The sequence below is a fragment of the Streptomyces sp. NPDC037389 genome (assembly GCF_040636475.1).
GTDB lineage: Bacteria > Actinomycetota > Actinomycetes > Streptomycetales > Streptomycetaceae > Streptomyces > Streptomyces hesseae.
This window is the reverse complement of sequence record NZ_JBEZUS010000016.1, coordinates 1-13,952: the sequence shown is the minus strand read 5'-3', so window position 1 is coordinate 13,952 and position 13,952 is coordinate 1. Positions and strand designations below refer to the sequence as shown.

Here is a 13,952-nt window from a genome sequence, read left to right as displayed (position 1 = left end):
GCACGAGGAACGGAAGGAATGAGCATGCCGCTCATCGGCGTCACCACCTACCTCACCCGGGCCCGCTGGGGAGCTGCCTGGAACCTGCCGGCCGCGCTGCTCCCGGCCGCGTACCCGGCGCACGTCCAACGGGCGGGCGGCCTCGCGGTGATGCTGCCCCCGGACGACCCCTCCACCGCCCCCGCCGTACTGGCCCGCCTGGACGCCCTCGTCCTGGCGGGCGGCGACGACCTCGACCCCACCCTCTACGCCGCCTGCCCCCACCCCCGCTCGGGCGCCCCCGTACCCGAGCGCGACCACTGGGAGCTGGCCCTGCTGGACGCCGCCCTGACCGGTGGCGTCCCGGTACTCGGCATCTGCCGCGGCATGCAGCTGATGAACGTCCACGCGGGCGGCACGCTCTGCCAGCACCTCCCGGACGAGGTGGGCCACGACGGCCACAACCCGGCCCCGGGCACCTTCGCCGACCACCCGGTCAAACCGGTCCCGGGCACCCTGACGGCCACCCTCCTGGCCGACGCCCCACTGGACGTGGCCACCCACCACCACCAGTCGGTGGCCCGTCTGGGCGCCGGCCTCATCGCCTCGGCCCACGCGGAGGACGGCACGGTGGAGGCGGTGGAATACGCGGGCCGCTCGGGCTTCGCGCTGGGGGTGCAGTGGCACCCGGAGGTACGGGACGACTTGCGGCTGATGGCGGAGCTGGTGCGGGCGGCGTCGGAGGGAGGTGGTTCGTGACCTGGGAGTGGGCCCTCGGCTCGCCGCGACAGCGCGTCCGTTGGAGTATGTGGCGCCTTCCTCGGGATACGCGCTGGATGGCGGCAACGGCTTCAACGGCAAGGTCCTCCCGGTACAACGCCGGGCGTACAACTCGCCTAGGCCTGAGTCCGCGTCAGCCCCAGCAGATCCCGGGCCGGCCCCGCGGGCCGGTGGCCCGTGGGCCAGACCGCGCGGAGGTCGCGGATCAGGGAGAGGTCGCGTACCGGGATCTCGACCAGTCGGTGGGACGCCAGTTCCTCGCCGATCGCGAGCTCGCTCAGGACGGAGGGGCCCGCGCCGCTGACCGCGGCCGCCTTCGCGGCGGTCGTGGAGGCGAGTTCGAGCAGGGGGTCGGACAGGCCGCCGTGGGTGGCCAGGGCCGCGTCGAGGACCTGGCGGGTGCCCGAGCCGCGTTCGCGGAGGATCAGTGGGGTGGCCGCCAGTTCGGGTGCCTCCAGGGGGGTGCGGCGGCGGGCCCAGGGGTGGCCGGGGGCGGTGACGACGACGAGGCGGTCGTGGCCGACCACGGTGCCGGTCAGGCCGGCCGGTACGTCCAGGCCCTCGACGAAGCCGAGGTCCGCCTCGCCCGCGAGCAGGCGTTCCGCCACGGCCGCCGAGTTCCCCGTGCTCAGCGAGACGGCCGTGCCAGGCCGCTCCGTGCGCAGCGCGATCAGCCAGCCCGGCAGCAGATACTCCGCGATGGTCATGCTGGCGGCGACCTTCAGCCGCGAGTCGCGCCGTCCCCGTAGCGCCTGGGCGCCCGCGTCGAGGGCCTCGGCGGCCTCGACGACCCGGCGTGCCCAGTCGGTGACGAGCACCCCGGCGTCCGTGAGGCGCGAGCCGCGCGGTGAGCGCTCGACCAGGGCGACGCCGAGAAGGCGTTCCATGGCCCGTACGCGTCCGCTCGCGGCGGGCTGGGTGATGCCCAGCTCCCGGGCCGCCCGGCCGAGGCTGCCCAGCCGGGCGACGGCGAGCAGCAGCTCCAGGGCGCCGAGGTCGGGGACCCGGTGGGCCAGGGGGACGGGGAGGGGGCCGGAATCACCGCTCATAACTCCAGCTTATGCCCTCATAGGGACAAAGGTCCTGGTGAGCGGGGTACGTCCGCGCGATCGTGGGCTCATGAGCACCCACACCCCCCTCCGCCACCTCGGCCCCAACTGGTACGCCACCGTCATGGGAACCGCGATCGTCGCCTCCGCCGGAGCGACCCTGCCGGTGAGCGTGCCGGGGCTGCGCGGGGCGTGCGAGGCGGTGTGGGCGCTGGCGGCGCTGATGCTGCTCACCCTGCTCACCGCCCGCGCCCTCCACTGGACCCACCACCCCGACCAGGCCCGGCGGCATCTCGGCGACCCCGCCGTCGCCCCCTTCTACGGCTGTCTGGCGATGGCCCTGCTGGCCGTCGGCGGCAGCACGCTCTCCGTGGGCACGGGCGTGATCGGCGAGAGCGCGGCCGTCAAGGTCGACGCCGTGCTGTGGACCGCCGGCACCGTCGTCGGACTGGGCGCGGCGGCCGCCATCCCGTACCTGATGGTGACCCGGCACAAGATAGCCCCCGGTGACGCCTCGCCCGTGTGGCTGCTGCCGGTCGTGGCGCCCATGGTCTCCGCCGCGCTCGGCCCCGCGCTCGTGCCGCACCTGCCCGCCGGGCAGTGGCGGGAGGCGCTGCTGCTGGGCTGCTACGGACTGTTCGGGATGAGCCTGCTGGCCACGCTGCTGATCCTGCCGGTGGTCTTCTCCCGGCTCGTCCACCACGGGCCACTGCCGCTCGCGCTGACGCCGGCCCTGTTCCTGGTCCTCGGCCCGCTGGGCCAGTCCACGACGGCCGTCAACGCCGTCGCGGGCGCCGCGCCGGGCGTCGTCGCGGAGCCCTACGCCCGGGCCATGGCCGGATTCGCCGTCCTCTACGGCATGCCCGTCATCGGCTTCGCCCTGCTCTGGCTGGCGCTGGCCGCCGCCATGGTGATCCGCGCCGCCCGCCGGGGCATGGGCTTCGCGATGACGTGGTGGGCCTTCACCTTCCCCATCGGCACCTGCGTCACCGGCGCCGCCGCCCTGGCCCACCGCACGGGGCTGACCGCCCTGACCTGGCTGGCGGTGGGGCTGTACGCGCTGCTGGTGACCGCCTGGGCGGTCGCCGGGGCCCGTACCGCCGTCGGGCTGGTCAGCGGCCGGCTGCTCGCAGCGCCGCGCCCAGCACCTGTGGCGCCGCTGCGAGAGATGGCCCGTACCACGTGAGGTGACGGCCGCTGACGAGCGCCGACGGCAGCCCGGGGAAGCACTCCGGGCCGTCGTCGGCGCCGAAGCGGTACGGCTCGTCGGGCAGGACGACCAGCTCGGCGCCGCAGGCGTTGAGCCGGTCGAGGGGGACGCGCGGATAGCGCTCGGGGTGCCCGGCGTGGACGTTGGCGACGCCGAGCCGGGCGAGGACGTCCCCGGCGAAGGTGTCCCGGCCCAGCACCATCCAGGGGCGGCGCCAGACGGGGACGACGGCCGGAATCAGCGGCCCCGCGGACCGCACGTCCCGCCAGGCGTCGCGGGCGTCGTCCAGCCAGCCGGGCCGGGGCAGCCGGCAGCCGCGCACCAGGACCCGTTCCAGCTCGGTGAACGCCTGCTCCAGCGTGCGGACTTCCGTGACGAGCACGTCCAGCCCGGCGGCGCGCAGCGCGCCCAGGTCCGGGGCGCGGTTCTCCTCCTCGTTGGCGAGGACGAGGTCGGGCGCGAGGGCGGCGATCCGTGCCACATCGGGGTTCTTGGTGCCGCCGATCCGGACGACGTCGAGCCCGGCCGGGTGGTCGCACCAGTCGGTGGCGCCCACCAGCAGGCCGGGCCCGGTCCCGGCCACGGCCTCGGTGAGCGAGGGGACCAGGGAGACGACTCGGCGTACGGCGGGGCGGCCGCCCATCGGGCTCACCGCCCCACCGTACGCCCGCCGTACACCGGTTCGTCAGGCGCCGGCAGGAGCTTCGTCAGGCGCCGACGGGCGCCAGCTTGTCGACGAGGCCCGGGTGGGCGTCGAGCCAGCGCCGGGCCGACTCCTTCTCCTTGCCCTTGCCCCCGTTCTGGATCTCCGCCTCCAGGGAGGAGAGGTCCTTCTCGGACATCTTGAAGTTCTTCACCCACTCCGCGATCTTCGGGAAGTCCTTGGCGAAGTCCTTCTTGCCGACGGCGTGGATCTGCTCGCCCGCGCCCCAGGCGCCCTTGGGGTCCTTGAGCTTCTTCAGGTCGTACTTCCCGTACGCCCAGTGCGGCGACCAGAGCGTGGTGACGATGGGCTCCTTCTTCTTCAGGGCCCGGTCGAGCTCGGCGAGCATCGTGGAGGTGGAGGACGAGACGACCTTGTACTCGCCGTCCAGACCGTACTCCTTGAGCACCTTGTCGTTGAGCTTGCCCATCATGCCGGCGCTGGACTCGATGCCGACGATCTTCCCGCCGAACATCGAGGACTTGCCCTTGAGGTCGGCGAGCGAGTCGACGCCCTTGACGTAGGAGGGCACGGTCAGCTCCAGGGACGTCGGCCCGTACCAGGAGCCGAGGTCGGTGAGCTTGTCGCGGTAGCGGTCCATGTACTGCTGGTGGGTGGTGGGCAGCCAGGAGTCGAACTGGACGTCCATCTGGCCCTGGGCCAGCGCCGTGTACAGCGGGCCGGGGTCGAGCTGCTTGACCTCGGGCTTGTAGCCGCGCTCCTCCAGGATGTTCTGCCAGAGGTAGGTGGAGGCGACGGCCTCGTCCCAGGGGAAGTAGCCGAGCTTCACCGTACGGCCCTGGCCGACGCTCCCGCCCGCGGCGGCGGTCTGCCGTCCGTCGCCGTCGGCCAGCCGCATGCCGCCCGCGACGAGCGCGAGGACGACGACGCCGACGGCGGCGACAGCCGTGCCCGGCCGGTACCGCAGCACCTTGGCGGCTACGGCGGTACCCGCCGCGGCGTCGGCCTTGGCGGCGGCACGGCGGCCCAGCGGGGAGACCCGCCGGCCCAGCGCACCGGTCATCCGGTCCAGGTACATGGCGAGGACGACGACCGCGAGGCCGCTCTCCACACCGCCGCCGATGTCGACCTGGGTGACGGCCGCGTAGACCGACTCGCCCAGACCGCCCGCGCCCGCCATGCCGGCGATGACGACCATGGACAGCGCCAGCATGATCACCTGGTTGACGCCCGCCATGATGGTGGGCAGCGCCAGCGGAAGCTGGACGCGGACGAGGATGTCGCGCGGGGTCGTGCCGAAGGCCCGGGCGGCCTCGACGAGTTCGCCGTCGACCTGGCGGATGCCGAGCTCGGTCATGCGCACACCGGGCGGCATCGAGAAGACGATGGTGGCGATCAGGCCGGGGATGGGCCCGATCGAGAAGAACATCACGCCGGGGATCAGGTAGACGAAGGCGGGCATCGTCTGCATCAGGTCGAGGACCGGCCGCAGCGCCCCGCTCACCCGGCGGTCCCGGGCCGCCCAGATGCCCAGCGGCACGGCGAACAGCAGCGTGATGAGGCTGGCGACCAGGACGAGCGACAGCGTCGCCATCGCCCGGTCCCACAGCCCGAAGGAGTCGATCAGCGCGAGCCCGGCGAAGGCGAGGACCGCGGCGGGCAGGCCGCGCAGCCACCAGGCGACGACGGCGAGGATGCCGGCCATCAGCAGCGCCCCGGGCGCGCCGAGGGCGGCGTGGACGCCGTCGTACATGCCGTTCAGGACGGTGCTGACGACGTCGAAGAGCCAGGAGAGGTGGGACTGGAGCCAGCCGACGGCGGATTCCGCCCAGCCACCGAGGTTGATCTCAGGCATGGGTGATCACCTCCGGCCCGGACGCCGGGGCAAGGGGGGCGGGGACTTCTTCCGGCTCTCCGGCTTCCGGCTTGCCGTCCCGCTGCTCGACGTCCGGCTGCTCGACGTCCGGCTGATCCGCCAGGGCCGCCAGCAGGCCGTCCCGGGTGACGACGCCGGTCACCTCACCGCTGTCGTCGGTGACGGCGACGGGGGAATCGCTGCGGGAGAACGTGGAGAACAGCTCGGCCACGGGCGTCTCCGCGCTGACGGTCGTGGTGCCGTCCGGCACGGCGACCGGCGCCGCGCCCGCCGCCGGCTCGGCCATGATCGAGCCGGCCGTGAGCACCCGGGAGCGGTCCACGTCCTGGATGAAGGAGGCCACGTAGTCGTTGGCGGGCCGGACGAGGATGTCCTCGGCGGTGCCGTTCTGCACGATGCGGCCGTCGCGCATGACGGCGATGCGGTCGCCCAGGCGCATGGCCTCGTTGAGGTCGTGGGTGATGAAGACGATCGTCTTCTTGAGCCGCTTCTGGAGGTCCAGCAGCTGGTCCTGCATGTCGCGGCGGATCAGCGGGTCCAGCGCGCTGAAGGACTCGTCCATCAGCAGCAGGTCGGCGTCGGTGGCGAGCGCGCGGGCGAGGCCGACGCGCTGCTGCATACCGCCGGACAGCTCGTCGGGCCAGGACGACTCCCAGCCCTTGAGCCCGGCCAGCTCCAGCGCCTCGGCGGCGCGCTCCAGCCGTTCGGCGCGCGGCACGCCGCGCACCTCCAGGCCGTAGGCGGCGTTCTCCAGCACGCTGCGGTGCGGGAAGAGGGCGAAGTGCTGGAAGACCATGCTGATGTTGTGCGAGCGCACCTCGCGCAGCTCGGCCGGGGACAGCCCGGTCAGGTCCCGGCCGTCGTAGAGGACGCTCCCGGACGTCGGCTCCAGGAGCCCGTTGAGCATGCGCAGCAAGGTGGACTTCCCGGAGCCCGAGAGGCCCATCACCACGAAGATCTGGCCGGCCTCGACCTCGAACGACGCGTCGATCACCGCCGCGGTGGTGCCGTCCGCGCGCAGCTCGTCGCGGCTCGCGCCGTCTTCGAGTCGCCGGACGGCGGCTTCGGGTCGTCTGCCGAACACCTTGTACAGATGCTCGGCCTTCAGCCTGGACACATAAACCTCTCGGGTTGTACCTCGGCCACGCCCGTCCCCCTGGCAGGGCGGAGCCACTCCGGCGTCGCGCCTGCCCAGGGGCATTCGGCGCAAACGGAACAGTGATCCGGTTCACACGCGGGGTGGGGCGCGGTCACCACGTGGACGCGGTGCGTGAACGCGGGCGAAGGGGTGACTGTCGGTGGGGTGCGGCATGATCGAGCCGTGACGCGACGCCTGATGCTCCTCGACACCGCCTCCCTCTACTTCCGCGCCTATTTCGGGGTGCCGGAGTCGGTGAAGGCCCCGGACGGCACGCCCGTGAACGCGGTGCGCGGCCTGCTGGACTTCATCGCCCGCCTGGTCCAGGACCACGAGCCCGACGATCTGGTCGCCTGCATGGACTTCGACTGGCGCCCGCAGTGGCGCGTCGACCTCATCCCGACCTACAAGGCGCACCGGGTGGCGGAGGAGGTCGAGGGCGGCCCCGACGAGGAGGAGACGCCCGACACCCTCTCCCCGCAGGTGCCCGTGATCGAGAGCGTGCTGGACGCGATCGGCATCGCCCGCGTCGGCGCCGTCGGCTACGAGGCCGACGACGTGATCGGCACGCTGACGGGCCGCGCGGCGGGCCCGGTGGACATCGTCACCGGCGACCGCGACCTCTTCCAGCTCGTCGACGACGCGCGTGGCGTGCGCGTGCTGTATCCGGTCAAGGGCATGGGCTCGCTCCAGGCCGTGGACGAGGCCGCGCTCCGCGAGAAGTACGGGGTGGACGGCCCCGGCTACGCGGATCTGGCCCTGCTGCGCGGCGACCCCAGCGACGGGCTGCCGGGCGTGCCGGGCATCGGCGAGAAGACGGCGGCGAAGCTGCTGACCTCCTTCGGCGACCTGGCCGGGATCCTGGCGGCGGTCGAGGACCCGGCGGCGAAGATCAGCCCGGCGCAGCGCAAGCGGCTGGCCGAGGCGGGGCCGTATCTGGCGGTGGCACCGAAGGTGGTCCGGGTGGCCGGGGACGTGCCGCTGGCCCCCTTCGACGCGGCGCTGCCGAGGGAGCCCCTGGACCCCGAGGTGCTGGAATCGCTGGCGGAGCGCTGGGGGCTGGGCGGCTCGTTGCAGCGGCTGCTGAGCGCTCTGGGCGGATGAACTGTTAGGTTAGGCAGACCTAACTTTCACGACCTGGGGATCAGGGGAGACAGCCATGGCAGACCGTCCCGTCCGCAAAGCGCCTCGGCTCACCCGCGCGCACGTGCTGCGCACGGAGCGACTGACGCCGCACATGGTGCGTGTGGTCCTGGGTGGCGAGGAGCTCGCGGAGTTCGGCGCCGGGGAGTGCACGGACCACTATGTGAAGCTGCTCTTCCCCGTCGAGGGCGTGGCCTACCCCGAGCCCTTCGACATGGAGGTCATCCGCCGGGACCTGCCGCGCGACCAGTGGCCCCGGACCCGTACGTACACCGTGCGCTCCTTCGACCGGGCCGCCCGGGAGCTGGTGATCGACTTCGTGGTGCACGGGGACGAGGGCCTGGCCGGCCCCTGGGCCGCGACGGCGGAGCCGGGCGCGGAGATCCGCATGCTCGGCCCCGGCGGCGCCTACGCCCCGGACCCCGCCGCCGACTGGCATCTGCTGGCCGGTGACGAGAGCGCGCTGCCCGCCATCGCCGCTTCCCTGGAGCGAATGCCGGAGGGCGCTGTCGTCCACGCGTTCGTCGAGGTCCCGGGCGAGGACGACAAGCAGAAGCTGGAGCTGCCGGACGGCGTCGAGGTCACCTGGCTGACGCGCGACGGCGCCCCGGTCGGCGAGGCCCTGGTCGAGGCCGTGCGGTCGCTCGCGTTCCCGGCGGGGGACGCCCATGTCTTCGTCCACGGCGAGGCGGGCTTCGTCAAGGAGCTGCGCCGCCATCTGCGCGTGGAGCGCGAGGTGCCGCGCGAGCGGCTGTCGATCTCCGGCTACTGGCGCCGGGGTCATGACGAGGACGGCTGGCAGGCCGCGAAGCGCGAGTGGAACCAGCAGGTCGAGGCCGAGCAGGAGGGCGGCGGGGCGGCCGGGGCCGCGGCCTGAGCCCTCCCCTGACGGGAGGTCATGGATATCCTCCCCGCATGAAACGTGCCCGGACAGCCCTGGCGTCGCTCACGCCCCTCGCCGCGGCGGCCCTCGTCCTGACGGCCGCCGCGCCGGGTTCCGCGCTTCCCCCGGATTCCTCGAACTCCGCCGAATCCACTGATCCCGGCGATTCCGCCGATTCCGCGAATTCCTCGGATTCCGAGTCGTCCATAGCCGCCGCCGGGCCCACCCAGCGCGGCCGCGAGGTGGTCTTCACGGTCACCACAGGCCAGACCACGCTGGACGCCCACGAGGGCCATCTCACGGTCGAGTCACCCGCGTTCGTCAAGAAGCTGACCCTCAAGGAGAAGCGCTTCCGGGAGGGCAAGAACGGCCGGTTGTACACCAGGGTCGCGGGCATGGTCCCCTGCGACCTCGCCCCCGGCACCTACCCCGTCGACCTCAAGGACGGCGGCGAGGAGGATCCGGCCGAGTCCGTCGAACTGACCGTCGTCCCCGAAATGGACCCGGGCAACCGCGAGTTCTGCGACGGACCGAGGGGCTACGACGAGATCGTCGACCGGACGAGCGAGACGGCACCGGACGAGGACGACGACGGCACCGAGGGCGTTTCCCTCGGCGAACTCGCCGCCGCCATCGCCGGCACGGCGACCCTGGCCGCGGTCCTGGCCTCGACGGCGACCTACCTGCTGACCCGGAAACGGAACCGGAAGCGGAACCGCCACGACGAGGGCGGACAGGAACCCGGGCCGGAGGACACGGCGCGTTGAGGGACGCTTCAGGGGGCGCGTCAGAGGCCCTCTCAGGGGCGGGTGCAGATCGCCTGGGCGTACACGTCCACGGTCCGTGAGCTGACGTTCTGCCCATAGGCCACCCAGGCCCTGGAGCCGCTCTGGTAGGACGAGCTGAGCCGCAGGGCGTACGGGTCGCTCGCGTACCCACCGCCGCCGGTGACGACTTCACCGGCGGGACAGTCGACGATGCCGCCGAACGTCCCGTTCGGGCCGATGTGCAGGACGTCGCCGTTGACGGGATGAGGAGCGACGGCGACCGCGGCGGCCCTGCCCGCCGCGTCGGACGGCGCGGCGACGAGCACCGAAGCGCTCCCGGCGACGAGGCCCACGAGCCCGGCGCCGATCGCGAGGGGGATGCTCCGGCTCAGCGGCGTTCTCTTCATGCGTGCACCTTCCCGAACAGCGGACTCCGGTCTTCCGGTGTGCTCAGGCTGTCCATCGCACGGCACGCGTAATCCAGGGCCTCGTCCAGGGCCGCGTATGCCCGGCACGCGCGGTCCCGGGCCGCCGGGATCAGCCATGGCCGATCCCGGCGGGCGGTGGCCTCACCCCACCGACGAGTACGCCACAACCCCCCGCAGCAGCCCTTCGACCGCCTTGCGGGCGTTGCGGGTGACCGGGCTGCCCGCCGGGGCCGCCACCGCGATCTGGCCCAGGACGTCGATGAGCTGCTTCGTCCAGCGGACGAAGTCGCCCGCGGGCATCTCGATCTCCCGCAGCACCTCGTCCAGGCCACTGCCGGAGGCCCACTGGTAGGCGGGCCAGGCGAAGCCGAGGTCGGGTTCGCGCTGGCCGACGCCCTCCGCCTGGTTGATCTTGTGCTGTTCCTCCAGGGCGTCGAGGCGGCCCCAGATGCGGACCATCTCGCCGAGGGCGTTCTTCGCGGGCCCGGTGGGCAGCTTCGGCGGGGCGGCGTCGTCCGCGACGCGGGCCTCGTAGACCAGGGCGGAGGCGCAGGCGGCCAGTTCGGCGGGCTTGAGGCCGTCCCAGACGCCTTCGCGGAGGCACTCGGAGGCGAGCAGGTCGAGCTCGCCGTAGAGACGGGCGAGGCGGCGGCCGTCCTCGGTGACCTCGTCGCCGTGGAGGTAGTCGAGGTCGGTCAGGAGGGCGCAGATGCGGTCGAAGGTGCGGGCGATGGTGTTCGTCCGGCCCTCGATGCGCCGCTCCAGCTGGCGGGTGTCGCGCAGCAGGCGGTGGTAGCGCTCGGCCCAGCGGGCGTGGTCCTCGCGGTCGGAGCAGCCGTGGCAGGGGTGGGAGCGGATGGCCGCGCGCAGCTCGGAGATCTCGCGGTCGTCGGCGGCGGGGGCCCGGCCCTTGCGGTGGCGGTCGGGGACTATGTGCCCGGCCTTGGTGCGCAGCGCGGAGGCGAGGTCGCGGCGGGACTGGGGGCTGCGCGGGTTGAAGGAGCGGGGGATGCGCATCCGCTCCAGCGGCTCGACCGGCACCGGGAAGTCGATCGCGGCGAGCCGCTTGACCTGCCGCTCGGCGGTCAGGACCAGCGGACGGGGGCCGTCCTGGTGGTCGAAGCCGCGGTGGCGGTCGGAGCGGCCGGGCGGCAGGCCCGGGTCGAGGATCAGGGCCAGGCCGGCGAACTTGCCGGTGGGGACGTGGATGACGTCACCGGGCTTGAGCCGCTCCAGGGCGGCCGCGGCGGCGGCCCGGCGCTGGGTGGCGCCCTGCTTGGCCAGCTCGGTCTCACGGTCCTTCAGCTCGCGGCGCAGCCGCGCGTACTCCTCGAAGTCGCCGAGGTGGCAGTCGATGGCCTCGCGGTAGCCGGCGAGGCCCTCCTCGTTCTTCTGGACCTGGCGGGAGATGCCGACGACGGACTTGTCCGCCTGGAACTGGGCGAAGGAGGTCTCCAGCAGCTCGCGGGAGCGGTGCCGGCCGAACTGCGAGACCAGGTTGACCGCCATGTTGTACGACGGCTTGAAGCTGGAGCGCAGCGGGTACGTGCGGGTGCCGGCCAGGCCGGCGAGGGCGGCGGGGTCCATGCCGCGCTGCCACAGGACCACGGCGTGGCCCTCGACGTCGATGCCGCGGCGGCCGGCACGGCCGGTGAGCTGGGTGTACTCGCCGGGGGTGATGTCGGCGTGCTGCTCGCCGTTCCACTTGACCAGCTTCTCCAGCACGACCGAGCGGGCGGGCATGTTGATGCCGAGCGCGAGGGTCTCGGTGGCGAAGACGGCCTTGACGTAACCCTTGACGAAGAGCTCCTCGACGACCTCCTTGAAGGTCGGCAGCATGCCCGCGTGGTGGGCGGCGATGCCGCGCTCAAGGCCCTCGAGCCAGTCGAAGTAGCCCAGGACGTGGAGGTCCTCGTCGGGGATGGCGGCGGTGCGCTCCTCGACGATGGCGCGGACCTCGGCGCGCGCCTCGTCGTCGTTGAGCCGCAGGCCGGCGTAGAGGCACTGCTGGACGGCGGCCTCGCAGCCGGCGCGGCTGAAGATGAAGGTGATGGCGGGCAGCAGGCCCTCGGCGTCGAGCCGCTCGATGACCTCGGGGCGGCCGGGGGTCCAGATGCGGCTGCGCTGGCGGCGCTCGCGCTCGCGGTCGGCCTCGCGGACCATCTTGCCGCGGCGGCGCTCGCGCGGGTTGTAGACGCGGCTGTTCTCCATGCGGGCCATGCGCAGCAGGTCGGGGTTGACCTCGCGGCGGGCGGCGCCGCGGCCGCCGTGGTCGGTCTCCTCCTCGAAGAGGTCGTACATCCGGCGGCCGGCGAGCACGTGCTGCCAGAGCGGGACGGGACGCTCCTCGGAGACGATCACTTCGGTGTCGCCGCGGACGGTGTCCAGCCAGTCGCCGAACTCCTCGGCGTTGGAGACGGTGGCCGAGAGGGAGACCAGGGTCACGGACTCGGGGAGGTGGATGATCACCTCTTCCCAGACGGCGCCGCGGAAGCGGTCGGAGAGGTAGTGCACCTCGTCCATGACCACATGGCCGAGGCCGATCAGCTCCTGCGAGCCGGCGTAGAGCATGTTGCGCAGGACCTCGGTGGTCATCACGACCACGGGGGCGGTGGCGTTGACGCTGTTGTCGCCGGTGAGCAGGCCGACCTTGTCGGCGCCGTAGCGCTTGACGAGATCGCCGTACTTCTGGTTGGAGAGCGCCTTGATGGGCGTGGTGTAGAAGCATTTGCGGCCCTGGGTGAGGGCCAGGTGGACGGCGAACTCGCCCACGATGGTCTTTCCGGAGCCGGTCGGCGCGGCGACCAGCACCCCCTTGCCCGCCTCCAGGGCCTTGCAGGCCTCTATCTGGAAGGGGTCCAGCTCGAAGTCGTACATCTCGCGGAAGGGGGCGAGCGCGGTGGCCTGCTCGGCGGCGCGCTGCCGTGCCAGGGCGTAGCGCTCAGCAGGGGACATGTCGTCGGTCATCTTGTCTACGAGCCTACCGGGGACCTCCGACAGTCACCTGATCTTTATCGAGCTCCCAGGAGCCGTACCGCCGCCGGGACGGTCTCGGCCGTCAGCGGCAGCGCTCCCAGGGGTTCCCCGTCGGCATAGCCGGTGATCCCGTCCGCTTCGATGGTCACGGTGGCGGCCCGGTGGGTGGTCACCGCGGGGTGGGTGAGGTGGGTGCCCCGGTAGACCCGGGGGAAGACGCGCAGGAGGGTCGTGCGGTGGCAGGGGCCGACGACGGTGACGTCGAAGAGGCCGTCGTCGAGCCGGGCGTCCGCGCACACGCGCATGCCGCCGCCGTAGGAGCGGCCGTTGCCGACGGCGACGAGCGTGGCCTCGATGTGCTGCTCGGGGCCGTCGTCGAAGCGCAGCCGGTACGGGATGGGGCGCAGCGCGGCGAGCTCGGCGAGGAGGGCGGCGTCGTAGCGGAGCCGTCCGGTGGGGAAGCGCATCCGGTTGCCGCGGTCGTTGACGCGCGAGTCGAAGCCGGAGGCGAGGACGGTGCCGAACCAGGTGTCGCCGACCCGGCCGAGGTCGACGGGGCGGCCGCCGTCGCCCTTGAGCGAGCGGGCCGCGATCGCGGCGGCCGCGGCGGGGTCGCGGACGGGCAGGCCGGCGGTGCGGGCGAAGTCGTTGCCGGTGCCGGCGGCGATCACCCCGAGCGGGGTGGGGGTGCCGGCGACGGCGCGCAGGGCGAGCGAGACCATGCCGTCGCCGCCCACGGCGATCAGCGCTCCGGTGCCGCCGGCGACGGCCTCGCGGGCGCGGCGCAGCGCGTCGGGGGCGTCGTGGCCGAGGACGGTACGGACGGAGAAACCGGCGGCGCGCAGGACCGCCGCCGCGGGCCGGGCGGCGCGGGCGCCGCGGCCGCGGCCCGCGGCGGGGTTGACGAATAACGTGATGTCGCTGGTCACGCGGGGACACTACCGGGTGACCGACGGTCATGAACACGGCGGGGGGGGGGGGGGGCGGGGGGGGGGGCCCCCCCCCGGGGGGGGGGGCCGCCGGGGGGGGGGGGGGGGTGAGGACTCCGCGGTGTAACAC

The 13,952-nt window shown here is 73.2% G+C and carries 12 protein-coding genes; 5 read left to right on the top strand and 7 right to left on the bottom strand.

From position 1 onward, the window contains the following. Positions 1-18: 18 nt before the first annotated feature. A complete protein-coding gene (locus AB0E98_RS28390) occupies positions 19-738 on the top strand; it encodes a gamma-glutamyl-gamma-aminobutyrate hydrolase family protein (protein ID WP_361708001.1) in 720 nt (239 codons plus the stop codon). A 137-nt stretch (positions 739-875) separates the two neighbouring features. Here the strand turns inward: AB0E98_RS28390 and AB0E98_RS28385 are convergent, their stop codons facing one another. Next, on the bottom strand, positions 876-1,808 hold the full coding sequence (locus AB0E98_RS28385) for a LysR family transcriptional regulator (RefSeq protein ID WP_361707998.1): 933 nt from the start codon (positions 1,806-1,808) through the stop codon (positions 876-878). 70 nt (positions 1,809-1,878) lie between these two features. Here AB0E98_RS28385 and AB0E98_RS28380 point away from each other — a divergent pair, with 70 nt between their 5' ends. Further along, complete coding sequence (locus AB0E98_RS28380; protein WP_361707996.1) at positions 1,879-2,994, top strand: TDT family transporter; 1,116 nt, start codon at positions 1,879-1,881, stop codon at positions 2,992-2,994. On the opposite strand, the gene AB0E98_RS28375 is transcribed toward AB0E98_RS28380, so the two are convergent. The 3 genes from AB0E98_RS28375 to AB0E98_RS28365 form a co-directional block, all read right to left on the bottom strand. After that, entirely contained in the window at positions 2,921-3,661 is a 741-nt protein-coding gene (locus AB0E98_RS28375) for a helical backbone metal receptor (protein ID WP_361708215.1), read from the bottom strand. The genes AB0E98_RS28380 and AB0E98_RS28375 overlap by 74 nt on opposite strands. A 64-nt stretch (positions 3,662-3,725) precedes the next feature. Then, the gene (locus AB0E98_RS28370) at positions 3,726-5,537 is read right to left on the bottom strand and encodes an ABC transporter permease/substrate binding protein (protein ID WP_361707995.1); all 1,812 of its coding nucleotides are present in this window, start codon (positions 5,535-5,537) and stop codon (positions 3,726-3,728) included. Beyond that, positions 5,530-6,675: a glycine betaine/L-proline ABC transporter ATP-binding protein gene (locus AB0E98_RS28365; protein ID WP_361707993.1), complete on the bottom strand. Its 1,146-nt coding sequence runs from the start codon at positions 6,673-6,675 to the stop codon at positions 5,530-5,532. The genes AB0E98_RS28370 and AB0E98_RS28365 overlap by 8 nt, the downstream gene beginning before the upstream one ends. A 219-nt stretch (positions 6,676-6,894) precedes the next feature. On the opposite strand from AB0E98_RS28365, the gene AB0E98_RS28360 reads away from it, so the two are divergent. The 3 genes from AB0E98_RS28360 to AB0E98_RS28350 are packed head-to-tail and all read left to right on the top strand — an operon-like array spanning position 6,895 to position 9,489. Next, on the top strand, positions 6,895-7,800 hold the full coding sequence (locus AB0E98_RS28360; protein ID WP_361708213.1) for a 5'-3' exonuclease: 906 nt from the start codon (positions 6,895-6,897) through the stop codon (positions 7,798-7,800). A 55-nt stretch (positions 7,801-7,855) separates the two neighbouring features. After that, on the top strand, positions 7,856-8,716 hold the full coding sequence (locus AB0E98_RS28355; protein ID WP_361707991.1) for a siderophore-interacting protein: 861 nt from the start codon (positions 7,856-7,858) through the stop codon (positions 8,714-8,716). Between the two features lie 38 nt (positions 8,717-8,754). Then, complete coding sequence (locus AB0E98_RS28350; protein ID WP_361707988.1) at positions 8,755-9,489, top strand: hypothetical protein; 735 nt, start codon at positions 8,755-8,757, stop codon at positions 9,487-9,489. 32 nt (positions 9,490-9,521) lie between these two features. Here AB0E98_RS28350 and AB0E98_RS28345 read toward each other — a convergent pair whose 3' ends face one another. The 3 genes from AB0E98_RS28345 to AB0E98_RS28335 all read right to left on the bottom strand — a co-directional run bounded on the left by AB0E98_RS28345 (position 9,522) and on the right by AB0E98_RS28335 (position 13,822). Beyond that, the gene (locus AB0E98_RS28345; RefSeq protein ID WP_361707985.1) at positions 9,522-9,896 is read right to left on the bottom strand and encodes a hypothetical protein; all 375 of its coding nucleotides are present in this window, start codon (positions 9,894-9,896) and stop codon (positions 9,522-9,524) included. Positions 9,897-10,058: 162 nt separating this feature from the next. Then, positions 10,059-12,884, bottom strand: a complete 2,826-nt coding sequence (locus AB0E98_RS28340; protein WP_361707982.1) for a DEAD/DEAH box helicase — start codon at positions 12,882-12,884, stop codon at positions 10,059-10,061. Between the two features lie 44 nt (positions 12,885-12,928). After that, positions 12,929-13,822, bottom strand: coding sequence for a diacylglycerol kinase (locus tag AB0E98_RS28335; protein WP_361707979.1), 894 nt, complete (start codon positions 13,820-13,822; stop codon positions 12,929-12,931). Positions 13,823-13,952: the final 130 nt, after the last annotated feature.

Coding starts and splice junctions, on each gene's coding strand:
- AB0E98_RS28390 (WP_361708001.1), top strand. CDS start 19: ATGAGCATGCCGCTCATCGGCGTCACCACCTACCTCACCCGGGCCCGC.
- AB0E98_RS28385 (WP_361707998.1), bottom strand. CDS start 1,808: ATGAGCGGTGATTCCGGCCCCCTCCCCGTCCCCCTGGCCCACCGGGTC.
- AB0E98_RS28380 (WP_361707996.1), top strand. CDS start 1,879: ATGAGCACCCACACCCCCCTCCGCCACCTCGGCCCCAACTGGTACGCC.
- AB0E98_RS28375 (WP_361708215.1), bottom strand. CDS start 3,661: ATGGGCGGCCGCCCCGCCGTACGCCGAGTCGTCTCCCTGGTCCCCTCG.
- AB0E98_RS28370 (WP_361707995.1), bottom strand. CDS start 5,537: ATGCCTGAGATCAACCTCGGTGGCTGGGCGGAATCCGCCGTCGGCTGG.
- AB0E98_RS28360 (WP_361708213.1), top strand. CDS start 6,895: ATGCTCCTCGACACCGCCTCCCTCTACTTCCGCGCCTATTTCGGGGTG.
- AB0E98_RS28355 (WP_361707991.1), top strand. CDS start 7,856: ATGGCAGACCGTCCCGTCCGCAAAGCGCCTCGGCTCACCCGCGCGCAC.
- AB0E98_RS28350 (WP_361707988.1), top strand. CDS start 8,755: ATGAAACGTGCCCGGACAGCCCTGGCGTCGCTCACGCCCCTCGCCGCG.
- AB0E98_RS28345 (WP_361707985.1), bottom strand. CDS start 9,896: ATGAAGAGAACGCCGCTGAGCCGGAGCATCCCCCTCGCGATCGGCGCC.
- AB0E98_RS28340 (WP_361707982.1), bottom strand. CDS start 12,884: ATGACCGACGACATGTCCCCTGCTGAGCGCTACGCCCTGGCACGGCAG.